The following is a 24,944-nucleotide window of genomic DNA, read 5'->3' as shown; positions in this document are numbered from 1 at the left end:
GCGGGCTTTATCGGCGAGGTCCCTTTTCGTCACGACCCGGAGGTGGGAGCGGTGCGCCCGACGGCGGAAACGAGCACGCCCACGGGCGTCCCCGCGCCCGCGGGCGCCTCGGTGGAGGCGGGTGTCTCGGTGGAGGGGGCGGCGGAGCGGTTCCTGCGCCGCCGCGACCTCGACCCCGACACCCTGCGGACCTACGCGCAGACCATGCGGTGGCTGCGCCGCGAGTTCGGCGACGGCACGCCGCTCCGCCGGATGACGGCCGACCGCGTCGCCGCCGCGTTCCCCGCGGCGTGGGACGGCGCCGCCGCCCGGACCTGGAACCGGCACCGCGCCGCGCTCCGCTCCTTCACGACCTGGGCCGCGCGGCGCGGCTGGGACCTCGGCGACCCGGCCGCCCGCATCGAGCGGCGTCCCGAGCCGCGCGGCCGGGCCCGCGTCCTCGACCGGCGGCACGTCGCCGCGCTGCTGGAGCGGCCCGACGTCCCGCCGCGCGACCGGACGCTCTGGCGGGTCCTGTACGAGTCGGCGGCGGGCGCCGACCGGGTGCTGTCGCTCGACGTCGACGATCTCGACCTGGCCGCGAACCGCGCCCGCGCCACCAAGGACGGCGTACTCCGCTGGGTGCGCTGGCAGCCCGGCACCACCCGCCGGCTGACCGAGCTGGCGGCGGGCCGTCCGCGCGGGCCGCTGTTCCTCACCGCGCGGCGCCCCGCGCCCGCCCGCATGCCGGATCCCGCCGACCTGTGCCCGGTGACGGGCCGCGCCCGCCTCTCCTACGAGCGCGCCGCGTACCTGTTCAAGCGGGCGACGCGCGACCTCGACCCGGACGGACGAGGCTGCACCCTCCAGCAACTGCGCCACTCACGACTCACCCACCTGGGCGAGGACGGCTGGACGGCGGCGATGCTCATGGACCTCTCCGGCCACGACGACATCCGAAGCCTCGCCCCCTACGCCGGATAACTACGCCGAGCAGGCTCGTCACGTCCTCGGCCGTCATGACGAGGGAGCCGCCGTCGCGGGCGGGGCCGATGCCGGGCCGCGGGACCCGCCGGCCGCCGAGCACCGCCGTACTGCCCGATGGGCGTGCCGCTAGGGCAAAGAGCGGGTAGGGCTTTTCCCAGGCCAGAAGTAGCGCGAGGTCAGATGCGGCGGAGCCGGACGCGCTGGACGGCGTGCTCGCGGTCCTTGTGCAGGACGAGCGTCGCCCGCGCCCGCGTCGGCAGGATGTTGGACACCAGGTTGATCTCGTTGACGTCCCGCCACACGCCGTGGGCGAACGCGGCGGTCTCGTCCTCGTCCAGCTCGTTCGCGTACTTGTGGAAGTAGGAGCGCGGGTCGGTGAACGCGGTGCGGCGCAGGGCGAACAGCCGGTCGACGTACCACTGCCGGATGTCCTCGACCCGCGCGTCCACGTAGATCGAGAAGTCGAAGAAGTCGGACACGCCGAGCGTCCCGGGCGGCGGCGCCTGGAGCACGTTCAGCCCTTCCACGATCAGGATGTCCGGCCGGGCGACGGTCTGCTCCGCGCCCGGGACGATGTCGTACTCCAGGTGCGAGTACACCGGGATCCGCGCGTGCTCCGCCCCCGACTTGATCGACGACACGAACCGGACCAGCGCCCGCCGGTCGTAGGACTCGGGGAAGCCCTTCCGGTCGAGGATGCCGCGCTCGGACAGCACGGAGTTCGGGTAAAGGAAGCTGTCGGTGGTCACGAGCTCCACGGACGGGTGCTCGGGCCAGCGGGCGAGCAGCGTCCGCAGCAGCCGGGACGTCGTCGACTTGCCGACCGCGACGCTGCCCGCGACCCCGATGATGAACGGGGTGGGGCGCACCTCGCCGCCGAGGAAGTCGCTGACGGTGTCGCGCAGGCGTCCGTCGGAGAGGAAGAAGAGGTTCAGCAGCCGCGACAGCGGCAGGTAGACCTCTTCGACCTCGATGATGTCGATCGGGTCGCGCAGGCCGCGCAGTGCGTCCAGCTCACCGGGGGTGAGCGGGAGCGGCGTGTTCTCGCGCAGCCCCCGCCACGCCTCACGCGAGAGCTCCACGTAGGGGCTCGGGACGCTGTCCCATCCGCTCGTCATGCCCTGACAGTAACGGGGTGTCCGGCCGGTCACGGGGTTTTAACCTCCCGTCCATCTGCGGGCCATCCGGCTACGTCCCTTGCGGGTGGGCCCTGGACAAGACACCGAATAGAGTTGCCGGCATGTGCGGAATCGTGGGGTACGTAGGTGCGAAGCCGGCGCTTGACGTGGTCGTCGAGGGTCTGGCGCGGCTTGAGTACCGCGGCTACGACTCGGCCGGGGTGGCCGTGCTGGCCGACGGGAAGCTGGCGACGGCGAAGCGCGCGGGCAAGCTCGGCAACCTGCGTGCCGCGCTGGAGGAGGAGCCGCCGCCCGCCGGGACGCTCGGCATGGGCCACACCCGGTGGGCGACGCACGGCCCGCCGAACGACCGCAACGCGCACCCGCACGTCGACTGCACCGGCTCCGTCGCGGTGATCCACAACGGGATCATCGAGAACTTCGCCGAGCTGCGCGCCGAGCTGGAGGAGGCCGGGCACGGGCTCGCCTCCGACACCGACACCGAGGCCGTCGCGCACCTGCTGGAGGACGAGCTGAAGGCGGGCGGCGGCCTCGCCGAGGCGCTGCGCCGCGTCTGCCGCCGGCTGGAGGGCGCGTTCACGCTGGTCGCGGTGCACACCGGCGACCCGGACGTCGTGGTCGGCGCGCGCCGCAACTCGCCGCTCGTCGTCGGCGTCGGGGACGGCGAGAACTTCCTCGCCAGCGACGTCTCGGCGTTCATCGCGCACACTCGCGACGCGATCGAGCTCGGCCAGGACCAGGTCGTCGAGCTGCGCGCGGGCGGCGTGCAGGTCACCGACTTCGAGGGACGTCCCGCCGAGGTGCAGGAGTACCACGTCGACTGGGACGTCTCCGCCGCGGAAAAAGGCGGCTACGACTACTTCATGCTCAAGGAGATCGCGGAGCAGCCGCGCGCGGTCGCCGACACCCTGCTCGGCCGGATCGGCTCGGACGGCCGCCTCCGGCTGGACGAGATGCGCATGTCCGACCGCGAGCTGCGCGAGGTCGACAAGATCATCGTGGTGGCCTGCGGGACGTCCTACCACGCCGGGCTGATCGCCAAGTACGCGATCGAGCACTGGGCCGGGCTGCCCTGCGAGGTGGAGCTGGCGAGCGAGTTCCGCTACCGCGACTCGATCCTGTCCCCGACGACGCTGGTCATCGCGATCTCCCAGTCGGGCGAGACGATGGACGCGCTGATGGCCGTCCGGCACGCCCGCGAGCAGAAGGCCAAGCTGCTCGGCATCTGCAACGTGAACGGGTCGACGCTGCCGCGCGAGTGCGACGGCGTCCTGTACACGCACGCCGGGCCGGAGATCGCGGTCGCGTCCACGAAGGCGTTCCTGACCCAGCTGGTCGCCGTCTACCTCATCGCCCTCTACATCGCGCAGGTGCGCGGCACCAAGTGGGGCGACGAGGTCTTCGCCATGGTGCAGCTCCTGGAGCGGATGCCGGAGAAGGTGGAGAAGGTCCTGGAGACGATGGAGCCCGTCCGGGAGCTGGCGCGGTCGCTCGCGGGCGAGCGGTGCGTGCTGTTCCTCGGCCGGCACGTCGGGTTCCCGGTCGCGCTGGAGGGCGCGCTGAAGCTCAAGGAGCTGGCGTACATGCACGCCGAGGGCTTCGCGGCCGGGGAGCTGAAGCACGGCCCGATCGCGCTGATCGAGAAGGACCTGCCGGTCGTGGTGGTCGTCCCGCCGCGGGCGCGGGCCGTGCTGCACGACAAGATCGTGTCGAACATCCAGGAGATCCGGGCGCGCGGCGCGCGGACGATCGTGATCGCCGAGGAGGGCGACGAGTCGGTCGGCCCGTACGCGGACACGCTGATCAGCGTCCCGGCGGTGCCGACGCTGCTGCAACCGCTGGTGACGACCGTCCCGCTGCAGGTGTTCGCGTGCGAGCTGGCCACCGCGAAGGGCCACGACGTGGACCAACCACGCAACCTGGCAAAGTCGGTAACAGTCGAGTAGCCCCCCTGAAAACAGGCCCCTCCCGCCCGGGGGCGGACCCGCTACCTCCATCGTCAACCCCCCAGCTCAGCCCGTGAACCCGAACCCGGGAATGTGGATAACCCCGGAACTTTCCGCCCGCCGGAATCGTCCGATGAAGATCGGAACGGGTCCCGGGAGGCGGCGTGGCGGGAGACGACGGCTGGGCGGCGGACGGCCGAGCGGGAGACGGCCGAGCGGGAGACGGCCGGGCGGGAGATGCCCAAGTGGGAGTTCCCGGGGCGGTCGACGGCCGGGCAGGAGACGCATCGGCGGGAGATGACTGGGCCGCAGGCGGGGAGTTCGGGGTCGAGGCGTACGGGGTGACGCGGAGCTTCGGCCCGGTGCAGGCGCTCGGCGGGCTCGACATCACCGTCCCGTACGGGCAGGTCACGGCCCTGGTCGGGCCGAACGGCGCGGGCAAGACGACGCTGCTGCTGATCCTCGCGACGCTGCTCAAACCCGATTCCGGGACGGTGCGGATCGCGGGCCACGACGCGCTGATGTACCCGGCTCGGGCGCGCGACGCCCTCGGCTGGATGCCCGACACGTTCGGCGTCTACGACCAGCTCACCGTCGACGAGTACCTCGCGTTCTTCGCCGACGCCTACGAGCTGCCGAAGGACGAGGCGCCGCGCCGCATCCGGGCGCTGCTCAGCCTCGTCCACCTGGAGGACAAGCTCGGCCAGCCCGTCCACGCGCTGTCGCGCGGGCAGAAGCAGCGCCTCGGGCTGGCGCGGGCGCTCGTGCACCGGCCCCGCGTCCTGCTGCTGGACGAGCCCGCGTCCGGCCTGGACCCGAGGTCCCGCATCGAGCTGCGCGACCTGCTGCGCTCGCTCGCGGCGGACGGCGTCGCGGTGCTCGTGTCGAGCCACATCCTCAGCGAGCTGGAGGAGATCGCGGACCGGGTCGTCCTGGTCGACCGGGGCCGCACCGCCGGCGACCATGCGATGGCGGACCTCGCGGGCGCGGCGGCGCGCGCCCGCTGGCGGGTCCGCTCCCTGGACCCGGACGGGCTGGCCGCCGCCCTCGCCGCCGCGCTGGACGGCCGGACGGGCCTCGAACCCGCCGCCGACCTGCCCGGTACCGTCGAGGTCGGCCCGCTCACCGAGGCCGAGGCGGCCGGGCTGCTCGCCGAGCTGGTCGCCCGGAAGGTGCCGGTCTGCGGGCTCGCGCCCGCGGGCAGCGCGCTGGAGTCGGCGTACCTGGCGATGACCGAGAGCCGGAGGTGACCCCGCGATGACCACGCGCGGAGCCGGGCTGGTGGCCCGGCAGGAGATCAGGACGCGGCTGCGGACCGGCCGCTGGAAGACGCTGCTCGCCGTCTGGTTCGTGATCGTCAACGGGCTCGGGCTGCTGTTCCGGTTCGCGCTGGAGGCGGGCGGGACGTCCGACTTCGGCTCGGAGGGCGTGCCGATGTTCGGCGGCGTCCTGCTCGGCGTGCTGGTGCTGACGCTGCTCGTCACCCCGGCGCTGAGCGGCCAGTCGATCAACGGCGACCGGGAGCGCGGGACGCTCGCCGCTCTCCAGGTCACCCGGCTCACGCCCGGCGACATCGCGCTCGGCAAGTTCGCCGCCGCCTGGGGGACGGGCCTGCTCACCCTGCTGCTGACGCTGCCGTGCGTGCTGTGGCCGGTGCTGGAGGGCGCGGTCGGGGCGGGCCGCGCGGCCGTCGTCCTCGCGGTGATGGCGCTGCTCATCGGCGTGGTGTGCGCGGTGTCGCTGGCGTGGTCGGCGCTGGTGGCGCGCAGCGTGACGTCCGTCCTGCTGTCGTACGTGACGGTGTTCGCGCTGCTCGTCGGGACGCCGCTGCTGTTCTTGATCGGCCTTCCGCTCACCGCCGAGCACCGCCGCTCGGGCACCTACGAGGACACGGTGGACCACAGCGAGCGGGTCTGGTGGCTGCTGGCCCCGAACCCGGTGGTGGTGCTCGCCGACGCCGCGCCGCGGCTGCCGAAGCGCAGGATCGTCGTCGACGACCAGGTGTACGAGCGGGCGCCGGAGTCCGACCCGCTCGGCGATATCAGCCGCGAGGTCCGTGACGCCCGAAGGGGCCCCTATAACATTTCCTCGAGTGGGGAGCCAGACGGGGCCAGCGTGTGGCCGTACGGTCTGCTCTTCGACCTCGCGCTCGGCGCGGGGGCGTTGCGGCTGACCGCCGCCCGGCTCCGCACGCCCCTTTACCGGGTGCCGCGAGGCGTTCGCGTCGCGTGAAATGCGCACGCCATTGTGCGCAATTCTCCGACCATCTTGAGAATCTCAGTCGAGATGCAATTTGCAGAGATTGTTTCGGGGACGTCCCGGTGGCGGGGTCAGGACTGGTCGAAACGTCCGTCCTTGGCGTCCTCGATGAACTTGCGCCATTCGCCCAGACCGAACGAGAGATGGTCGGTGATGTCCTCGGTGTCCCGGACGGATATCGCGCTGACGTCGAGTCTCGCGACCTCGACGCACCCATTCGTCGCGCCGCATCGGGCGCTCCTTCGCCATCGGGCGGGCGGTCTTCCCTGGAAACTCATGGCGGCTCCTGCCTCGAAAGTTGCATTGCCCGCGGCCGCGCTGCCGGTGCCAAGCACACGGTAACAAGATCGCAAAAAACTTCTGATCACACGCGGTCTGCACGGTGCACCTGTGGCGGAAGTGACGAAGAAAGAGCAGAGTTTCCGGTGTGCAGACCACGAGCCGAGTCCGATGCGGACCCGGCTCGTTCGCTGCGGCGTCCCGGGCGCCCTCGTGAGGCGTCAGACGGGACGAATCAGGCTCTCATCAGCCCAAATCGAATTCGCCTTTCTTGGCTCGCTCGACGAACGCCTGCCACTCTCCCTGGGAGAACGACAGGACCGGGCTCTGCGCTCCGTGCTTGGCGTCGCGCGCCCCAATCGAATGGGACGAACCCGCCAATGTTGCGACTTCTACGCAGGTGTTGCTCGCCCCGCAGTGGGCGCTTCTCCGCCAACGCGGAGCAGGAGTGGCGAAAGGGGACACCAGGTGCCTTTCACAAGGATTGAGCCCCTTTGCGGACGCCTCACCAGGCGTCTCTGGCCTCGACTATGCGCCGCCGGGATTCGGTGGTGTCCAAGGCCTGGTCCGCCAGGCTTGTATAGGCGAGCCTGTACATATACGTAACAGCCTCCTCCGCAAAGTGGCTGATCGTCAGTGATTCGGTGTGCACGATATCAGGGAAAACGACCTCGTGCACCGGTGAGAATTCCAGCAGGATAAACGATTCGGCCAGCACCGAGTGGGCGACGTCCAAGGGCAGGATCTGTACCGTGACGTTCGGAAGGTCGGTCATCCGGCAGAGATAGTCGAGCTGCTCCCGCATGACCTTCTGATCGCCGATCCGGCGCTGCAGAACGGCCTCGTCGAGAACGACGGACAGTTCCAGCGGACGTGCCTGGCCGAGCAGGTCGCGACGGCGCATTCGGACGTCCAGCCTGCGTTCGAGTTCCTGCGGCGGCAGTGTCGCGAGGTCGCTCCAGCCGCCGATCACATTCCGCGCGTACGCCTCGGTCTGGAGCAGACCGGGGAACACCGTGCTGTCCCATTCCCGCACGGCCGTGGCCTCGGCCTCCAGCGCGATGAAGTCGGCGAGCTCACTCGGCAGATCGCGGTATTCCTCCCACCAGCCGCGCTGCGCCGCGTCGTGCGCCAGCGATATCAGATCTTCGCGGCGGCCGCCGTCGATCTGGTAAAGGTCGAGAAGGCGCAGCACATCGCCGATCTTCGCGCCGGTGCGCGCGTTCTCGATGCGCGACACCTTCGCGGTGGACCAGGCCAGCCGGTCGGCGACCTCGTCCCCGGTGAGCCCCCGGCGCTCGCGCATCCTGCGCAGCTCGGCGGCCAGCCGCCGCTGCCGGACGGAGGGACCTCGGGAAGTGCTCATTGGCTGGGGCCTCTCCAGTCCCGACGGACTGATCTGGGCGCATTCTGCCGCACCTGAGTGCCGCAGTGCGAATACATCGGACCGACTGTGGAAGATTCTACGACCGATGATTCTTTCGCGCACATGACACCGAAAGTTGCAGCGCAACGTGCGAATTGTGGCAGCGGGCACCGGGAGAGGCGGGTTGGACGGGACGTGTGCGTGGGACGCTGAGAGTGTGATCTACGTGGGGAGCCGCCGATGAGGTACGCGCACGAGGTCGGGAAGGTGCGGGCCGCGGAGGGGGCGCTGATGGCCCGGCTCCCGGACGGCGCCCTCATGCAGCGCGCCGCCGCCGGGCTCGCCGCGGTGTGCGCCCGGCTGCTGCCCGCCGTGTACGGGGCGCGAGTGGTCCTGCTGGTCGGCGGCGGCGACAACGGCGGCGACGCCCTCTACGCGGGAGCACGGCTCGCCCGGCGCGGCGCCCGGGTGCGGGCCGTCCAGGCGGGCTCCAAGATCCACGAGGGCGGGCTGGCGGCGCTGCGCGCGGCGGGCGGACGCCTGATGGAAGCGCCGGACGCCGAGGCCGCCGTCACCGCCGCCGACCTGATCGTCGACGGCCTCACCGGCATCGGCGGGACGGGCGGCCTCCGCGACCCGCACGCCCGCTACGCAGCGCTCGCATCCGAATCGCCGGGCCTCGTCGTCGCGTGCGACGTGCCGAGCGGCGTGGACGCTAGCACGGGCCGCGTCGACGGAGCCGCCGTCCAGGCCGACGTCACGGTCACCTTCGGCACCTACAAGCCGGGCCTCCTGATCGACCCGGGCGCGTCGTACTGCGGCGTGGTCGAGTTGGTCGACATCGGGCTCGGCCCCGACCTGCCCGCCCCGGACGTCGTCGTCGCCCGTCCGGCGGACGTCCAGCCGCCCGAGCCCGGCCCCGAGTCCGACAAGTACCGGCGCGGCGTCGTCGGGATCATCGCGGGCGGCGACGCGTTCACCGGCGCGGCCGTGCTGAGCACCGGAGGCGCCGTGCACGGCGGCGCGGGCATGGTGCGGTTCGCGTCGGTCGAGCATCCGGTCGAGCTGGTCAGGCAGCGCTGGCCGGAGGCCGTCACCACGGTCCTGCCGCCCGGCCCGCACGATCCGAAGATCCTTGAGCGCGTCGGGCGTGTGCAGGCTTGGGTGGTCGGGCCCGGACTCGGCACCGGGGACGCCGCCGAGTCGCTGGTGGAGGCCGCGCTCACCACCGACCTGCCCGTCCTCGTGGACGCCGACGGGCTCACCGTCCTCGCCCGCCGCCGCGACCTGCTGCGCCGGGCCGCGCCGACCGTCCTCACCCCGCACGCGGGCGAGCTGTCCCGGCTCGTCGACGCCGGACGCGACGACATCGAGGCCGCGCGGCTCGACCACGTCCGGCGGGCCGCGGCCGAGCTGTCCGCGACCGTCCTGCTGAAGGGGTCCACCACGCTCGTCGCGGAGGCGGACCGGCCCGTCCGCGCCAACCCGACCGGCACCCCGCGGCTCGCCACGGCGGGCACGGGCGACGTCCTGTCCGGGCTGATCGGGGCGCTGCTAGCGGGCGGCATGCCCGCCCTCGACGCGGCCGCCGCAGGCGCCTACCTGCACGGCCTGGCAGCCCGCCTAGCCTCGGCCCCCGCCCCAGGCCCGGAGAGCCCGATCAGCGCCTACGACGTGATCACCGCCCTCCCAGACGCCTTCCGTGTCTCCCAGAACCACGGGTCGCGCGGCCGGAGGCGCCCAGCGCCGGAGGCCGCGCGACCCGCCGCGCGGGGGACCGTTTCACGAGCCGCGAACGCGGCCTCGGGAAACGGCCCCCCGCGCGTGACGGGGGTTCCAGGGGGTCGCCCCCCTGGGTGAGAAGGCTTGAACCTCGGGTCGGGTATTCGTGTCTTATTGGACGAGAGGGTCAACTTTGGCGCTCTTGGAACGGACGAACCGGCCATGAGCTGGGCGATGGTGCTCCGGGCATGGCCGCTAGGACGGCACACTTGGTGTTCATGAAGGTTCCAGCGGAGGCGCGCGTCGATCTCGGCGCCATCGCCGACAACATCCGGCTGCTGCGCGAGCGCGCGGCGGGCGCCGAGGTCATGGCCATGGTCAAGGCCGAGGCGTACGGGCACGGGCTGGCCGAGGCCGCGCGGGCGGCGCTCGCGGGCGGCGCGACCTGGCTCGGCGTCGCGAAGCTGGGCGAGGCCCTGCGGCTGCGTGACGCGGGGATCACCGTCCGGACGCTGGCCTGCGTCGGCGTGCCCGGCGAGCCCTACGAGGAGGCCGTGGCCCGCGACGTCGACCTGATGGTCGGCGCGATGTGGACGCTCCGCGAGGTCGCCCAGGCCGCCGAGCGGGCGGGACGCCCCGCGCGGATCCATCTGAAGGCCGACACCGGCATGTCCCGGGGCGGGGCGCGCGGCGGCGACGACTGGGAGGAGCTCGTCGACGCCGCCCTGACGGCGGAGGCGCTCGGCCACGTGCGCGTGGTGGGCGTCATGTCGCACTTCGCCTGCGCGGACGAGCCCGGCCACCCGTCCATCGCGGCGCAGATCGGCGTTTTCGCCGACATGACCGAGTACGCGGAGAAGGCGGGCGCGCGGTTCGAGGTCCGGCACCTGGCGAACTCGGCGGCCGCGCTGACGGTGCCGGAAGCCCGGTTCGACCTGGTCAGGCCGGGGATCGCGATCTATGGGCTGACGCCGATCCCGGGGCTCGGGACGTTCGGGCTGCGTCCCGCGATGACGCTGGTCGCGGACGCGGCCCTGGTGAAGCGCGTCCCGGCGGGCAGCGGTGTGTCGTACGGCCACACCTACACGACCGAGCGCGACACGACTCTTGCCGTGGTGCCCGTGGGGTATGGAGACGGGATACCCCGGCACGGGTCGAACCTGTTGGAGGTCCTGGCGGGCGGCCGCCGGCGGACGATCGCCGGCCGCGTCTGCATGGACCAGTTCGTCATCGACCTCGGCGACGACCCGCTGTCGGCGGGGGACGAGATCGTCCTGTTCGGCCCGGGCGACCGGGGCGAGCCGACGGCGCAGGAGTGGGCGGACGCGCTGGGAACGATCTCGTATGAGATCGTCACCCGCATCGGGTCCCGGGTACCGAGGGCGTACCCGGGAGGGGCGCTGTAGGGGGCGCGTGGATGGGCACGATCAGCAGGCGCGGGCTCGGCCTCGCGGGCGCGGTGGCGGGCGCCGGCGCGGCCGGCGTGGGCGCGGCCGTCGGGCTGCGGCACATCGCGGTCGGCCGGGTGCGGCTGCGTCCCGACCCGGACGCGGGCGAGCCGTTCGGCGAGCTGCGCGGCGAGGTCGTCCCGGTCGAGACCGGCGACGGCGTCCCGCTGCACGTCGAGGTGGACGGCCCCGCGGACGCTCCCCTCACCGTCGTGTTCGGCCACGGCTACACCCTCAACCAGGACTCCTGGCACTACCAGCGCCGCGACCTGCGGGGCTCGCTGCGGATGGTCTTCTGGGACCAGCGCAGCCACGGCCGCTCCGGGCGCAGCGACCCCGAGCGGGCGACGATCGAGCAGACCGGCGAGGACCTGCGGGCCGTGCTGGCGGCGACCGTCCGGCCGGACCGCCCGGTGGTCCTCGTCGGGCACTCCATGGGCGGCATGTCGATCATGGCGCTGGCGGACCGCAACCCCGAGCTGTTCGAGCGGCAGGTGAAGGGGGTCGTGCTGGTCAACACCTCCTGCGGGGACATGGCGGAGATGACGCTCGGGCTGCCGCTGGCGCTGGCGAAGCTCGTCCGGCCGCTGGCCCCGCGGACGCTGCGCGGCCTCGGCCGCCGCGCCGAGCTGGTGGAGCGGGCCCGCGGGCTCGGCGCCGACCTCGCGTTCGTCGTGACGCGGAAGATGGCGTTCGCCGACCCGCACGTGAGCCCCACCGTCGTCGGCTTCCTGGAGGAGATGATCAGGGGGACGCCGATCGACGTGATCGCGGAGTTCTACCCGGCGCTGATCGCGCACGACAAGGAGGCGTGCCTCGGCGTCCTCGGGTCGGTGCCGACGCTGATCCTCGCGGGCGGGCAGGACCGGCTCACCCCGGCCGTCCACTCGCGCCGGATGGCCGAGGCGCTCCCGGACGCGGAGCTGGTGGAGGTCGAGGAGGCCGGGCACGTGCTGCCGCTGGAGTACCCGGGCGTGGTCACCGGCGGGCTGCGGCGGCTGATCGAGGCCGTCGCCCCCGGCGCCGGGGCCGCGAAGCCCCCGAAGCCCGCGAAGAACGTGAAGGGCGCGAAGAACGTGAAGGGTGTGAAGGGCCGCCGCTCCCCGCGGAAACGGCCCCGCTACGACGAGGAGGAGCGCACCGCGTGAAGGCGACGACGGTCACCGTGCCCACGGCGGAGGCGATGCGGGAGTTCGGCGTCCGGCTCGCCGGGCTGCTGCGTCCCGGCGACCTGGTGGTGATGACGGGACATCTCGGCGCGGGCAAGACGACCCTGACCCAGGGCATCGGCGAGGGCCTGAAGGTGCGCGGCCCCGTCACCTCGCCCACGTTCGTGATCGCGCGGGTGCATCCGTCGCTCGCGGCCGGTCCGCCGCTGGTGCACGTGGACGCCTACCGGCTGGGCGGTTTCGCGGAGTTGGACGATCTCGATCTCGACGCCTCTCTCGACGAATCCGTGACGATCGTGGAATGGGGAGAAGGGCTCGCCGAGGGCCTCGCCGACGACCGGTTGGAAATGATCATTTCGCGCGGGGACGGGCCCGGTGAAGAGCGCGAAGTAAAGATCGTCGGGGTGGGTCGTCGCTGGTCGGACCTGGATCTTCACGCGGATTGACCCCTTCTGGCTAAACCACTTTACGGTGACATGTCGTACTCTTTGGCGGAACGAACCTCACTTTCGCGACATATCGATTTCCGCTAAGCAGGAGTGGGATCCGGTGAGTGGTAGCCATCGCAGCGGCGAGTACCGTACGGGGAGCCACCGGGTCGTCCGGGAGCGGCGGGGCGGGCGGCGGCTCGCGGCCATCCTGGGCGTCGTCGGGGTGGGCGTCGGGATCTGCGTGCTCGCGGTGTACGCCGTCCTGAGCGGCGTGGGCGCGAGCGGCGGCGACGACGCCGGACGGGTCGTCGGCAGCGGCGCGACCGAGCACACGCCCACGGCCAAGGGGGAGCGGACCGCCGTCCCCGACTCCTGCGCGATCGTCGGGCAGGGCCTCGTCGACCGGCTCGCGCCGAAGGCCGAGCGCACCGAGGCCGACAACTACCAGGGCGACGACCACCAGAACCAGTGCGTGTGGGGCGCGTACGCGGGCGCCGGGAAGCGGCAGCTCACCGTCGAGCTGCGCGCGATCACCGACACCGGCGGCGGGGCGCGGACGCCCACGGACGCGGCGCGGGCGACGTTCGCGTCAGAGCGGACGGCCGACGAGTCCGGCAAGGGCCTGCTCGCGGGCCAGGAGCTGGCCGACAAGACCCGGCTGAGCGGCGTCGGTGACGAGGGCTACGTCGTCTACAGCGTGGACGACAAGCAGGGGTCCGGCGAGGCGATCGGGAACGTCCGGGCCGGGAACGTCCTGATCACGATCCACTACTCCGGTTCCGACCGCGGCGACCCGCTGTCGTCGCGGGCGGCGACCGACGGGGCCGTCGAGGTGGCGAAGGCCGCCCTGCGGGGGCTCGACCAGTCGTGACGCGACCGGTCGCGCGGCCGGTAGGCTTTCAACCCGTGCTGGTCCTGGCTTTCGACACCGCTACCGCCGCGATCACCGCGGCGCTGTACGAATGGACGCCCGGCGAAGGGGCGGTCCCCAGAGCCGTGGCCGAGACCGTCGACCGCCGAAGGCACACGGAGCTGCTCACGCCGTCCATCGCGAAGGTGATGGCGGTGGCGGGCGCCGCGCCGGACGACCTCAGCGCCATCGCCGTCGGGGTCGGCCCCGGCCCCTACACCGGGCTGCGCGTCGGGCTGGTCACCGCGCGGTCGATGGGGGAGGCGCTCGCCGTCCCCGTCCACGGCGTCTGCACGCTGGACGTGATCGCCTGGGCGAGCGGACGGGAGGAGCCGTTCGCCGTCGCGACGGACGCCCGCCGCAAGGAGGTCTACTGGGCGCGGTACGACTCGTGCCGCGTGCGCGCGACCGGTCCGGCGGTGGGCCCGGCGTCCGCCGTCCTGGACGGGGTCCCGGCGGGGCTGCCGGTCATCGGCGAGGGCGCCGAGCTGTATCCGGACGTCCTCGGCGGTTCCGGGCACGAGCCGCTGCTGCCCTCCGCGGGCGCGCTCGCGGAGCTGACGGTCGCCCGCCTCTCCGGGCAGAAGGGCCCCGCCCTCCTGCCGCCCGAACCGCTGTACCTCCGCAGACCGGACGCGAAGGAGCCGGGCCCGCGTAAGAGGGTGACTCCGGTATGAGCGAAGCGAACCGGGGGGTGTGGGGGGTCGTCCCCCCACGAGGCGCCGGTATGAGCGAAGCGAACCGGGGGGGCTGCTCCCACGAGGTGCCGGTTTGAGTCCGCGGAGCATTGTCCTGCGTGCGATGGGCCGCGCTGACCTGCCCGTCGTCCACGAGCTGGAGAAGGCGCTCTTCCCCGAGGACGCCTGGAGCACGGAGCTGCTCAACGGGGAGCTCGACGAGCAGCCCCGGACCCGGCACTACGTGGTCGCGGTGGAGTCCGACGGCGAGATCGTCGGCTACGCGGGACTCGCCGCGGCGGGCGGGCAGGCCGACGTCCAGACGATCGGCGTCCGCGCGGACCGGCGCCGGTCCGGCGTCGGCGCGCTGCTGCTCACCGAGCTGCTGGACGAGGCGGCCCGGCGCGGCAGCGAGGCCGTGTTCCTGGAGGTCCGCGCCGACAACGACGCGGCCCGGCGGCTCTACCACCGGTTCGGGTTCGACGAGGTCGGGGTCCGCAGACGCTACTACCAGCCCGCGAACGTGGACGCGGTCGTCATGTGCCGCCAGCTCCGCGAGCGTCCGCCGATGGGCTTCAACAAGGAGGCGCTGTGACCGCCGCGACCGCTGTGACCGCGGCGAAGCGCGCGCGCCTCCCGCTGGAAGGTGGGAACACGTGATTCAGGACGAGCCGCTCGTGCTCGGCATCGAGACGTCCTGCGACGAGACCGGTGTCGGCATCGTGCGCGGGCACACGCTGCTGGCGGACGCGATCGCGTCCAGCGTGGAGGAGCACGCGAGGTTCGGCGGGGTGGTGCCGGAGGTGGCGTCCCGCGCGCACCTGGAGGCGATGGGGCCGACGATCGAGCGGGCCCTCGCCGACGCCGGGGTGGCGTTCACCGACGTCGACGCGTTCGCGGTGACGGCCGGGCCGGGCCTGCCGGGCGCGCTGATGGTGGGCGTGGCCGCCGCGAAGGCGTACGCGCTGTCGCTCGGCAAGCCGCTCTACGGCGTGAACCACCTGGCCGCGCACGTGTGCGTCGACCAGCTGGAACACGGGCCGCTGCCGAAGCCGTGCGTGGCGCTGCTGGTGTCGGGCGGGCACTCGTCGCTGCTGCTCGTCCCGGACGTGGCGGGCGACGTCCGGCCGCTCGGCTCGACCGTGGACGACGCGGCGGGCGAGGCGTTCGACAAGGTCGCCCGCGTCCTCGGGCTCGGCTTCCCGGGCGGGCCGATCATCGACCGGTCGGCCCGCGACGGCGACCCGGCCGCGATCCCGTTCCCGCGCGGCAAGTACGACGACGGCACCTACGACTTCTCCTTCTCCGGCCTGAAGACGGCGGTGGCCCGCTGGGTGGAGGCCAAGGAACGCGCGGGCGAGGCGGTTCCGATCGCGGACGTGGCGGCGTCCTTCCAGGAGGCCGTGGTGGACGTCCTCACCCGCAAGGCGCTCAAGGTCTGCAAGGACAACGGCGTCCACGACCTGCTGATCGGCGGCGGGGTGGCGGCGAACTCGCGGCTGCGGGCGCTGGCCAAGGAGCGCTGCGACGCGGCGGGCGTGCGGCTGCGCGTCCCGCGCCCGAAGCTGTGCACCGACAACGGCGCGATGGTCGCCGCTCTCGGCGCCGAACTGGTCGCGACCGGGGCGGCTCCGTCCGACCTCGAACTTCCGGCGGATTCCAGCCTCCCCATCGAGTCCATCACCCTCTGAGCCTCGTACTGGGAATTCAGTAGTCCGAATGCCTTGACGGGCACGACGACGCGGCGGGGGGTCTCCGGAAAGCCTGGTGTGGTTCCCGACACCAGTTACGGAGACCCTCCATGGCGACTTTCTTGTACCGGCTTGGGCGCGGAGCCTTCAGATGGCGCCGCTGGGTGGTGCTGCTGTGGCTCGCCGCCCTGGCCGCCGCGTTCGTCGGCGCGCAGAGCGCGGGCAAGGCCCCGTCCGACTCGTTCTCCATGCCGGGGATCGAGTCGCAGCGGGCGTTCGACCACGTCAACGAGAAGTTCCCGGGCGCGGCGGCGGACGGGGCGGACGCCCGGGTCGTCTTCACCGCCCCGCCGGGGCAGAAGATCACTGAGAACCGCGTGCCCGTCGACGCGCTGGTGGCCCGGGTGGCGAAGGGCCCGCAGGTCGCCGGCGTGGAGAGCCCCTTCGAGGACGGGGCGGTGAGCAAGGACGGGTCCACGGCGTTCGCGACGGTCGCCTACAAGGTGACGACCGACGACCTCACCGAGGCGAGCAAGGACGCGCTGCGCGCCGCCGTCGAGCAGGCCCGGGGGACGGGCCTCACGGTCGAGGTCGGCGGGTCGGCGCTGGAGGCCGACCCGGCGGGCGGCGTCGGTGAGATCCTCGGCATCGGCGTCGCCGCCGTGGTCCTGCTGATCACCTTCGGGTCGCTGGCCGCCGCCGGGCTGTCGCTGGTCACCGCGATCATCGGGGTGTTCGTCAGCCTCATGTCGATCACCGCGCTGCAGAACGTGTTCGACCTGTCCCCGTCGACGGGCGAGCTGGCCATGATGCTCGGGGTGGCGGTCGCCATCGACTACGCCCTGTTCGTGGTGTCCCGCTACCGGGAGGAGCGCGGCAGGGGCCACGAGCCCCGGGAGGCGGCCGGGCTCGCCGCGGGCACCGCCGGGACCGCCGTGGTGTTCGCCGGGCTCACCGTCGTCATCGCGCTGATCGGGCTGTCGGTGGTCGGCGTCCCGATGCTGACCAGGATCGGGATGGGCGCGGCGGGTGCGGTCGTCGTCGCCGTGCTGGTCGCGTTGACGCTCGTCCCGGCGCTGCTCGGGTTCCTGCCGAACTCCGTCCTCGCGCGCCGTGCCCGCAAGGGGCGTGCCGCCGGACGAGGCGAGGGGCTCGGGGCGCGCTGGGCGCGGTTCGTCGTGCGGCGGCCGGTGCCGGTGCTGCTCGTCGCGGTCGCCGCGCTGGGCGCCCTGGCGGCGCCGGCGCTGAACATGCGGCTCGGCATGCCGGGGGACGAGGCCAAACCCACGTCCACCAGCGAGCGGCGCGCCTACGACGCGCTCGCGAAGGGCTTCGGCCCCGGATTCAACGGCCCGCTGACCGTCGTCGTGGACGCGGCCGACGCCCGCGACCCGAAGGCCGCCGCCGCGGCGGTCGGCGCGAAGCTCGCCGCGACCGAGGGCGTCGTCTCGGTCTCCCCGCCCCAGTTCGACAAGGCGGGGACGACCGCCGTGCTGACCGCGACGCCCGCCACGGCGCCCACCGCCCAGGAGACGAAGGACCTCGTCCGGGACATCCGGGCCGAGCGTCCCGCGATCGAGTCCGCCGCCGGCGCGACCTTCGAGGTCACCGGCACCACGGCGCTGAACATCGACGTCGGCGCGAAGATGCAGAAGGCGCTGCTCCCCTACCTCGCGACGATCGTGGGGCTGGCGTTCCTGCTCCTGCTGCTGGTGTTCCGCTCGGTGCTGGTGCCGCTCAAGGCCGCGCTCGGCTACCTGCTGTCGATCGGCGCGGCGTTCGGCGCGATCGTCACGGTGTTCCAGAACGGCCACGGGGCCGGGTTCTTCGGCGTCGACCAGCCCGGACCGATCATGAGCATCCTGCCGATCTTCCTGGTCGGGATCAGTTTCGGGCTGGCCATGGACTACCAGGTCTTCCTGGTCTCGCGGATGCGGGAGGCGCACGTCCACGGGGAGGCGCCGGGCCGGGCCGTGGTCACCGGGTTCCGGCACAGCGGCCGGGTCGTGGCGGCCGCCTCGCTGATCATGATGGCGGTGTTCAGCGGGTTCATGACCGGCGCCGGGATGATGATCAAGATGGTCGGCTTCGGCCTCGCCGCCGCCGTCCTGTTCGACGCCGTCGTCGTGCGGATGGTGATCGTGCCCGCCGTCCTCGCCCTGCTCGGCGAGCGGGCCTGGTGGCTGCCGAGGTGGCTCGACCGGCTGCTGCCGCGCGTCGACGTGGAGGGCGAGTCGCTGCGCGACCGGGTGCCGCCGCGCACGGCCGTCCCCGCCAAGCGGACGGCGCGCGTCTGACCTGACACGACGCGGTGGGGGCCGTCCGCCGTGGACGGCCCCCACCGCTCCGTGCCCCACCATTGGGAGTACAGGAATCCGGGAGACGACCTCATGACCACCAGTTGGCGGCGGTTCGCCGACCAGCATCCCCGCGTCGCCGAGGCGGGTTTCCTGCTGGTCGTGTACGGGATCACCATCGGGCAGTACCTCGACACCGCCACGGGCTGGTGGCCCGGGACGCTCCCCGCGACTGCCGCCTGCCTCTCCCTGGTGTGGCGCAACCGCCATCCGGGCGCCGTCGCGTCGTTCGTCGTCTTCTGCACGGTCGTCACCGGCGGCGCGGGCTATCCGATCAGCCACAAGTACATGCTTCCGCTGGTCGTCGCGTTCTGCGCGCTGGGCGTCCGCGCTCCCGAGCGGGTGGCGCGGGTGTACGGCGTGATCGCCATCGTGGTGTTCGCCGTCGCGGCGCAGTGGGCCGTCGAGGACGACCAGGCCCAGAAGCTCGCCACGTTCGCCCCCGCGTTCTGGATCATCGTGGCGCTCGTCTCCGGCGCGGCCGTCCGGGGCAGGCGGGCCTACCTGGACGCCGTCCACGCCCGCGCCGAGCACGCCGAGCGCACCCGCGAGGAGGAGGCCAGGCACCGGGTCGCGGAGGAGCGCGTCCGCATCGCGCGGGAGCTGCACGACGTCGTCGCCCACCACATGGCCCTCGCCAACGCGCAGGCGGGCACCGCAGCGCACATCGTCCGCGCCGACCCGGAGCAGGCCGCGGAGATCCTCGGCGAGCTGAGCCGCACCACCGCCGCCGCGCTCCGCGAGCTCCAGGCGGCCGTCGGCCTCCTGCGCCGGTCGGGCGATCCCGAGTCGCTGGAGCCGTCCCCCGGCCTCGGGCGGCTGGACGAGATGGTCTCCGCGTTCGACTCGGCCGGGCTCCGCGCCACCGTCACGGTCGACGGGGAGCGGCGGCCGCTCTCACCCGGCGTCGACCTCGCCGCGTTCCGCATCGTGCAGGAGGCGCTCACCAACGTCGCCAAGCACGCCGGTGCGGACACCGCCGAGGTGAGGCTCTGCTACGACGCCGACACGCTGACCGTCACGGTCAGCGACGACGGCGGAGCCGCGCCCGGCGCGGCGGCGTCCGGCGGCGGGTTCGGCCTGATCGGAATGCGGGAGCGCGCCCAGTCGGCCGGGGGACGCCTCCGGGCGGGCCGCCGTCCCGAGGGCGGCTTCGCCGTCACCGCCGAACTGCCCATCCACTCCTGGGGAACCCGATGACCATCCGCGTGCTGCTCGCCGACGATCAGACCCTGCTGCGAGCGACCTTCCGGATCCTGATCGACTCGTCCGACGACATGGCGGTCGTCGGCGAGGCCGCGGACGGCGGGCAGGCCGTCGAGCTGGTGCGCGACCATCGTCCCGACGTCGTCGTCATGGACATCCGCATGCCGGGCTCGGACGGCCTCGCCGCGACCGAGGCGATCTGCGCCGACCCGGACCTCGCGTCCACCCGCGTCCTGATCCTCACCACGTTCCAGACGGACGAGCACGTCGCCCGCGCGCTGCGCGCCGGGGCCAGCGGGTTCCTCGGCAAGGACGTCTCCGCGGACGGCCTGCTCGCCGGGATCCGCACGGTCGCCGCCGGGGACGCGCTGCTGTCCGGCGCGGCGACCCGCTCGCTGATCGGCCGGTTCCTCGCCGCGCCGGAGCCCGGCGCGGGCCTCGGGTCGCCGGACGCGGTCGCCGCCCTCACCGCGCGCGAACGCGAGGTGACGCTCCTCGTCGCGGACGGGAAGTCCGACGCGGAGATCGCCGCGGAGCTGTTCATCAGCCCGCTGACCGCGCGCACCCACGTCCAGCGCGCCAAGATGAAGCTCGGCGCCCGCGACCGGGCGCAGCTCGTCGTCATCGCCTACCAGACGGGCCTCGCGCGCGCCCAGCGCTAGGAGCGGGCGAGGAGGTTGGCGAGGTAGTCCTCGTAGAGGGGGACGTGGGCCTCGTCCATGACGCGGTCGCCGTCCTCCGGGAGGAGGTCGAGGACGCTGCGGACGTCCCAGTACGGGTCGTGCGGGTGGCCGCCGGAGACCTGGTCGAACGCGGCGAGGAACCGGTCGGCGACGGGCGTGCCGTAGCGCAGGGCGAGGCCGCGGCGCATCCGGGCGATGTCGACGGCGATCGGGCCGGACGAGGCGTCCGACCAGTCGACGACGCCGGTCAGCTTGCCGTAGGACCAGAGCGTGTTGTCGGCGTGGTAGTCGCGGTGGATGAACCGGGCGGGCGCCTCCGGCGCGGGCCGGGACGCGATCTCGAAGGCGCGCTCCCACAGCCGCGGGCGGAGCGCGTGCCGCGGCGGGACGCGGACGTCGAGCCGGTTGTGCGGGACGTAGGGCGGCATCGTGGCCGCGCCGTTCAGCGCGTGCACCGCGAGCAGCGCGGCGGCGAGCTGGATGAGGTATTCGGGCAGGTCGTCCGGGGACGGCCGGGGCGGGTGCCCGCCGAGGCGGGTGATCAGCAGCGCGGGGACGTCGCAGTAGGCGCCCGCCGGGTCGGCCGCGACGAGGGCCGGGGTGGGGATCTCGCACCCGGCGAGCAGCGCCAGCGCGGCGATCTCGCGTTCCGGGGAGAACTCGGAGCCGTGCTTGCGCGCGGGCGCGGGCTCGCGGGCCGTCCAGCGGCGCAGCACGAGCCGGTGCGCCTCGCCGGAGCGGCTCTTCACGAGCAGCGCGTGGTTGGCGTGCGCGGCGCCGCCCGCGAGCGGCCGCACCATGCGGACCTCGGCGCCCCGCCCCAGACACTCCTCGACCCAGCGCAGCGTGCTGCGTCCGGGTGGAGCGCCGGTCGGCAGGCAGGGAGCCGGTGTATGCGTCACCTGATCCATGAAAACGGATTCCGAAGGGTATTGGGAGTGATTTTGCGAAGACGGAACGTAACAAATTGCACGTCATCGCGGTGCCGTGACGGAGTACTTTCGGTGGTCTCACCAGATTGCCGGACAAACTTCGCGGATTCCAGTGAGTATCGACGGCGCGGATTCCGCGGGCCCGTGCACGCGCGTCCGGGCGGGACCGCCTGAGCGGCCCCGCCCCGATCGCCGCGGCGGGCTCCCGCCGGTCAGTCCTTGGTCTCGCGGCGCGGCCGCAGCAGCGCCTCGGCGAGGGCGAGCATCGTCTCCTCCAGGTTGGACAGGCGCTTCAACACGTCCTCGTGCACCGCGTTGACCTGCTTCGACACGTCGTCGTGGACGCCGTCGACCTTGCGGCCGACCTCGTCCTCGACGTGCGAGACCCGCTTGGCGAACTCGGCCTGGGCGGCGTCGGCGCGGCGGCCCGCGTCGTCCTGCATGCCCTCGACGCGGCGCACGAAGTCCTCCTGGACGCCGCCGACCTGGCGGGCCACGTCCTCCTGCATGGCGCCGACCTGCTTCGCGACGTCCTCGTGGATGACGCCGACCTGCCGGGTGACGTCGGCGTGGATGTCGCCGATCCGCTTGCCGACCGTGTCCTGGACGCCGCCGACCTGCCGCGACACCTCCTGGTGCACCGACTCGACCTGCTTCGCGACGTCGGCGTGCACCGACTCGACGCTGCGGGACACGAGGTCGACCTGCGCGGTGAACTCCTCCAGCGCGCCGTCGATCCGCGTCGAGACCTGCTCGTGGATGCCCTCGATCCGCTTGCGGACGTCGTCGTGCACGTCCTCGAAGCGGCGGGAGAACTCGTCCATGCGGCGCGCGACGTCGCTGTAGGCGGACTCGGCGATCTCCGACATGGTGGCCTTGACCTCGTCGCGGTCCGGCCGGGCGCGCAGCTCCTCGATCAGCGGGTCGACGGCCTCGGCGAGGTGCTTCTCCAGCGCGTCGAACCGGTCGCCGTAGTCGGCCGCCGGCCGCCGCGCCAGCTCGCCGAGCAGCCGGTGCAGCTCCGCGATCTCCAGGGTGGCGGGGAGCCGGTTGATCCGCTCGGTGACGCCGTCGAGCCGGCCGTCGATGCCCTCGAACCTGCCGTCCAGGCCGTCGAGCTTGCCGGACACGCCTTCGAGGCGCCCGTCCAGGCCGTCGAGGCGGCCGCCGACGCCCTCGACGCGCCCGCCGATCGCGTCGAGGCCCTGCTCCATCCGCTCGGCCATCTCGCCGAGCGCCTGGTCGACCCGGGCCGTGACGCCGTTCACGGAGTGTTCGAGCCGCTCGGAGCGGTGGCCGAGCTCGGCGAGCGACTTGTCGAGCCGGTTGAAGCGGACGGACGCGGCCTCCATGCTGCCCTGGAGCTTGTCGAGCCGCTTCGTCATCTCGTCCATGCGCTGGGACGCCTGCTGGGTGGCGTCCGTGATCGCCTGCGCGGAGTCGAGGACGGCCTGGATCCGGGTCAGCCCCTCGTCGACGTTCTCGGCGACGACGCCGACGTCGGCCCACAGCGCGGGCAGCTCGGCGACGGGCTTGACCCGCTCGCCGAACGTCTCGATGTGCTCGGCGAGCCCCTCCGCCCACTCGGGGGGTTTGCCGACCATCTCGTCCACCTGCCCGCGGACGGTGTCGACCTGGCCGCGAACGGTGTCGAGCTGCCCGGTCAGCCCGGTCAGCTCCCGCTCCCGGACCTCGCGCAGCAGCCACTCCATGCCTTCGAGCCGCTGGCGGATCTCGTCGAGGACCTGGCCCTGTGAGCGCTGTTCATAGACGTGGTCCTGCGCCGCACGGGCGAGCAACTCCCGCATCCGATCCGAGACCGGTTGACCCCCCGTCTGCAGGAAGTTGTGATTCGTTTCCACCCGACGCTCCTTCGTGTGCCGGCGCGACGAATTGACGCACGGCAATGAATCTGGAGAGGCCACTGTAGTGCGTGCGGAGGGCGCCGATAACGGCTAGCAGAGAACATTGTGAGTTCAGTGGAATGCGCCTGTTATCCAGCAGAGGCGGTTGGTGAGTCTTGGTGTTGGATCAGGCTTATTCCCGCTTCGCGGCTATTGTGGTGATTACGTGGGGTATGTCCCTGGATGGGGTGGGGGTGGGACGGGTCTGCGGCGGCGATCTGTCCGTACATCTCATCCAACGTCGGTCGTTCGCGCGCCGTCCGGAGGTACGCGCGGTCCACCGGCGTCGGCGGGCGGAGCCGCCGCGCGGCGGTCCCCGGCCATTTTCGGCGGCGCATTCGGGGGCGCCGAAGTCCCGCCGCTGAACCTGCCTTGGTGTTTCCCGGTCCGGCCGATCCGGGCGCGCCGATTCCCGGGCCCGGCGGACGCCTTGCCCGCCGCCCGCAATCACCGGCGAACACAATGCCGAAAAGGCCGAGGATTTGCCCGCGCATGGCGCGTCGCCCGGCCCCGCTTGGCGTGCTCCGGCCGCGGGGAGATCTTTGGACTTGATCGGCGTCCGGGCGCCGCTCCGGGCGGGTCAGCCCGGCCGCTCGGCTTGTCCGCTCAGCCCGGCCGCCCAGCCCGCGCGGCGCGCGCCAGCAGCGCGACCGGGTCGCGCCCGACCCGCGTCACCACCAGCGTCAGCTCGGCCGCGCCGTGGCCGGGACGCCGCCCGCCGAAGCCCAGGTCGCGGCGGAGGCGGTCGACGTCCACCGCCGATCCGCGCTTCTTCACCGTGAGCACGCCGACCTCGCGGCGGCGCAGTTCCGCGCGCAGCCGCTTGACCGAGAACGGCAGCACGTCCTCGATCTCGTACACGGATGCGAAAGGCGTGGGGCGCAGCGCGTCGGACGTGATGTACGCGATGTGCGGATCGGCGAGGCCGCCGTCCACCGACTCGGCCACCTCGCCCACCAGATGGGCGCGAATGACGGCTCCGTCTGGCTCGTACAGAAAACGTCCCCATTCGCGTACGTCGGGGACGTCCCGTCCAGACGGAGTCAGCGTCCACACCTGTGGATCGACGTCGGACGTGAGCAGCGTGGCCCGGCGCCCCACGTCCCCGGCTAGTTCGCCCAGCCACAGGGCCGCCTCCTTGACGTCGCCCCCGACCGACACCCATTCGGCTTCGGCGCCGTCCGGGACGCCCTCGTGCGGTATCCCCGGAGCGACCTTCACGCAGGCCGCCCTCACCCGTCCGGCCTTCTCCAGAACGACGTCCAAGGGCGGCTCATAGGAACGCGGGTCGAAGACCCTGCCTCGCGCGGTGCGTCGTCCGGGGTCGGCGAAGACGGCGTCGTATCCGTCCGGGTCTTCCTTGGTCGCGTCGCCCACGCGGACGGACGCGAGACCGTCCAACTCCAGCGCGGACACGTTCGCCCTTGCCACCTCGGCCGTCAGCGGGTCGATTTCCACACCGTCGCCGGGGAGACCGTCCCGTGCCCGTGCGATGAGGTCCGCGCCTATGCCGCACCCAAGTTCCAGGACACGCGCCCCAGGAAGACGGTCAGCGAACCGTCGCGCACGGTGCGAAGCCACGCTCGCGCGGGTCGACTGCTCCAATCCGGTCTGGGTGAAGTACATGCGGTCGGCGTCCGCGCCGAACTTGACTCGCGCGCGCTGACGCAGCCGCACCTGTGTCAGCGCGGCGGCCACGAGCGAGGGGTCGTGCCGCCCGCGCAGCCGGGACGCCGTCGCGAGGAGGCCGCCCTCGCTCACGTCCGCCCCGGCGGCCTCCGCGAGGACCGCCCGGCCGGACGGCCCGCGCAGGGCCGCGAACAACGCGATGTCCATGCGCCCGAAGTTAGCGGCCGGTG

Annotated in this window: 22 protein-coding genes; 15 read left to right on the top strand and 7 right to left on the bottom strand. The window is 72.8% G+C overall.

The genetic code is table 11. The features are described 5' to 3' along the window. Positions 1 to 51 precede the first annotated feature (51 nt). Positions 52 to 963: a tyrosine-type recombinase/integrase gene (locus FXF65_RS35420; protein ID WP_148354416.1), complete on the top strand. Its 912-nt coding sequence runs from the start codon at positions 52 to 54 to the stop codon at positions 961 to 963. Between the two features lie 179 nt (positions 964 to 1,142). Here the strand turns inward: FXF65_RS35420 and coaA are convergent, their stop codons facing one another. After that, entirely contained in the window at positions 1,143 to 2,084 is a 942-nt protein-coding gene (coaA, locus tag FXF65_RS35415; protein WP_148354415.1) for a type I pantothenate kinase, read from the bottom strand. A gap of 122 nt (positions 2,085 to 2,206) precedes the next feature. On the opposite strand from coaA, the gene glmS reads away from it, so the two are divergent. The 3 genes from glmS to FXF65_RS35400 all read left to right on the top strand — a co-directional run bounded on the left by glmS (position 2,207) and on the right by FXF65_RS35400 (position 6,283). Continuing rightward, on the top strand, positions 2,207 to 4,051 hold the full coding sequence (gene glmS, locus FXF65_RS35410; protein WP_148354414.1) for a glutamine--fructose-6-phosphate transaminase (isomerizing): 1,845 nt from the start codon (positions 2,207 to 2,209) through the stop codon (positions 4,049 to 4,051). 245 nt (positions 4,052 to 4,296) lie between these two features. Then, entirely contained in the window at positions 4,297 to 5,301 is a 1,005-nt protein-coding gene (locus tag FXF65_RS35405; RefSeq protein WP_246199320.1) for an ABC transporter ATP-binding protein, read from the top strand. Positions 5,302 to 5,308: 7 nt separating this feature from the next. Next, positions 5,309 to 6,283, top strand: coding sequence for an ABC transporter permease (locus tag FXF65_RS35400; RefSeq protein ID WP_148354413.1), 975 nt, complete (start codon positions 5,309 to 5,311; stop codon positions 6,281 to 6,283). A 98-nt stretch (positions 6,284 to 6,381) separates the two neighbouring features. On the opposite strand, the gene FXF65_RS35395 is transcribed toward FXF65_RS35400, so the two are convergent. From FXF65_RS35395 to FXF65_RS35385, 3 genes are all read right to left on the bottom strand, one after another. Then, positions 6,382 to 6,588 carry a DUF397 domain-containing protein gene (locus tag FXF65_RS35395; protein WP_148354412.1) on the bottom strand — a complete coding sequence of 69 codons (207 nt, stop codon included), beginning with the start codon at positions 6,586 to 6,588 and terminating at the stop codon, positions 6,382 to 6,384. Between the two features lie 247 nt (positions 6,589 to 6,835). Next, entirely contained in the window at positions 6,836 to 7,054 is a 219-nt protein-coding gene (locus FXF65_RS35390) for a DUF397 domain-containing protein (protein WP_148354411.1), read from the bottom strand. Between the two features lie 40 nt (positions 7,055 to 7,094). Next, on the bottom strand, positions 7,095 to 7,955 hold the full coding sequence (locus FXF65_RS35385; protein WP_148354410.1) for a helix-turn-helix domain-containing protein: 861 nt from the start codon (positions 7,953 to 7,955) through the stop codon (positions 7,095 to 7,097). Between the two features lie 240 nt (positions 7,956 to 8,195). Here FXF65_RS35385 and FXF65_RS35380 point away from each other — a divergent pair, with 240 nt between their 5' ends. From FXF65_RS35380 to FXF65_RS35330, 11 genes are all read left to right on the top strand, one after another. After that, on the top strand, positions 8,196 to 9,815 hold the full coding sequence (locus FXF65_RS35380; RefSeq protein ID WP_148354409.1) for an NAD(P)H-hydrate dehydratase: 1,620 nt from the start codon (positions 8,196 to 8,198) through the stop codon (positions 9,813 to 9,815). Positions 9,816 to 9,955: 140 nt separating this feature from the next. Next, complete coding sequence (gene alr / locus FXF65_RS35375) at positions 9,956 to 11,083, top strand: alanine racemase (protein ID WP_148354408.1); 1,128 nt, start codon at positions 9,956 to 9,958, stop codon at positions 11,081 to 11,083. Between the two features lie 11 nt (positions 11,084 to 11,094). Further along, on the top strand, positions 11,095 to 12,273 hold the full coding sequence (locus FXF65_RS35370) for an alpha/beta fold hydrolase (RefSeq protein ID WP_148354407.1): 1,179 nt from the start codon (positions 11,095 to 11,097) through the stop codon (positions 12,271 to 12,273). Next, positions 12,270 to 12,740 carry a tRNA (adenosine(37)-N6)-threonylcarbamoyltransferase complex ATPase subunit type 1 TsaE gene (gene tsaE / locus FXF65_RS35365; protein ID WP_281288983.1) on the top strand — a complete coding sequence of 157 codons (471 nt, stop codon included), beginning with the start codon at positions 12,270 to 12,272 and terminating at the stop codon, positions 12,738 to 12,740. Before FXF65_RS35370 ends, tsaE begins: the two co-directional genes overlap by 4 nt. Positions 12,741 to 12,843: 103 nt before the next feature. Next, a complete protein-coding gene (locus FXF65_RS35360) occupies positions 12,844 to 13,596 on the top strand; it encodes a hypothetical protein (RefSeq protein WP_148354406.1) in 753 nt (250 codons plus the stop codon). 35 nt (positions 13,597 to 13,631) lie between these two features. Next, positions 13,632 to 14,312, top strand: coding sequence for a tRNA (adenosine(37)-N6)-threonylcarbamoyltransferase complex dimerization subunit type 1 TsaB (gene tsaB / locus FXF65_RS35355; RefSeq protein WP_148354405.1), 681 nt, complete (start codon positions 13,632 to 13,634; stop codon positions 14,310 to 14,312). Between the two features lie 124 nt (positions 14,313 to 14,436). Then, positions 14,437 to 14,907 carry a ribosomal protein S18-alanine N-acetyltransferase gene (gene rimI / locus FXF65_RS35350; RefSeq protein WP_148354404.1) on the top strand — a complete coding sequence of 157 codons (471 nt, stop codon included), beginning with the start codon at positions 14,437 to 14,439 and terminating at the stop codon, positions 14,905 to 14,907. Positions 14,908 to 14,971: 64 nt separating this feature from the next. Next, positions 14,972 to 16,003, top strand: a complete 1,032-nt coding sequence (tsaD, locus tag FXF65_RS35345) for a tRNA (adenosine(37)-N6)-threonylcarbamoyltransferase complex transferase subunit TsaD (RefSeq protein WP_148354467.1) — start codon at positions 14,972 to 14,974, stop codon at positions 16,001 to 16,003. Positions 16,004 to 16,113: 110 nt separating this feature from the next. Next, positions 16,114 to 18,300: an MMPL family transporter gene (locus FXF65_RS35340; RefSeq protein ID WP_148354403.1), complete on the top strand. Its 2,187-nt coding sequence runs from the start codon at positions 16,114 to 16,116 to the stop codon at positions 18,298 to 18,300. Between the two features lie 93 nt (positions 18,301 to 18,393). Further along, complete coding sequence (locus FXF65_RS35335; protein WP_148354402.1) at positions 18,394 to 19,560, top strand: sensor histidine kinase; 1,167 nt, start codon at positions 18,394 to 18,396, stop codon at positions 19,558 to 19,560. Continuing rightward, a complete protein-coding gene (locus tag FXF65_RS35330) occupies positions 19,557 to 20,228 on the top strand; it encodes a response regulator transcription factor (protein ID WP_187412671.1) in 672 nt (223 codons plus the stop codon). The genes FXF65_RS35335 and FXF65_RS35330 overlap by 4 nt, the downstream gene beginning before the upstream one ends. Here the strand turns inward: FXF65_RS35330 and FXF65_RS35325 are convergent. The 3 genes from FXF65_RS35325 to FXF65_RS35315 all read right to left on the bottom strand — a co-directional run bounded on the left by FXF65_RS35325 (position 20,225) and on the right by FXF65_RS35315 (position 24,921). Next, on the bottom strand, positions 20,225 to 21,160 hold the full coding sequence (locus tag FXF65_RS35325) for an aminoglycoside phosphotransferase family protein (RefSeq protein WP_148354401.1): 936 nt from the start codon (positions 21,158 to 21,160) through the stop codon (positions 20,225 to 20,227). The genes FXF65_RS35330 and FXF65_RS35325 overlap by 4 nt on opposite strands. A gap of 233 nt (positions 21,161 to 21,393) precedes the next feature. After that, on the bottom strand, positions 21,394 to 23,043 hold the full coding sequence (locus FXF65_RS35320; RefSeq protein WP_148354400.1) for an apolipoprotein A1/A4/E domain-containing protein: 1,650 nt from the start codon (positions 23,041 to 23,043) through the stop codon (positions 21,394 to 21,396). 648 nt (positions 23,044 to 23,691) lie between these two features. Continuing rightward, positions 23,692 to 24,921: a class I SAM-dependent methyltransferase gene (locus FXF65_RS35315; RefSeq protein WP_148354399.1), complete on the bottom strand. Its 1,230-nt coding sequence runs from the start codon at positions 24,919 to 24,921 to the stop codon at positions 23,692 to 23,694. Positions 24,922 to 24,944: the final 23 nt, after the last annotated feature.

The organism is Actinomadura syzygii (assembly GCF_008085905.1).
Taxonomy (GTDB): Bacteria; Actinomycetota; Actinomycetes; order Streptosporangiales; family Streptosporangiaceae; genus Spirillospora; species Spirillospora syzygii.
This window is presented reverse-complemented; position numbering and strand designations above follow the sequence as displayed.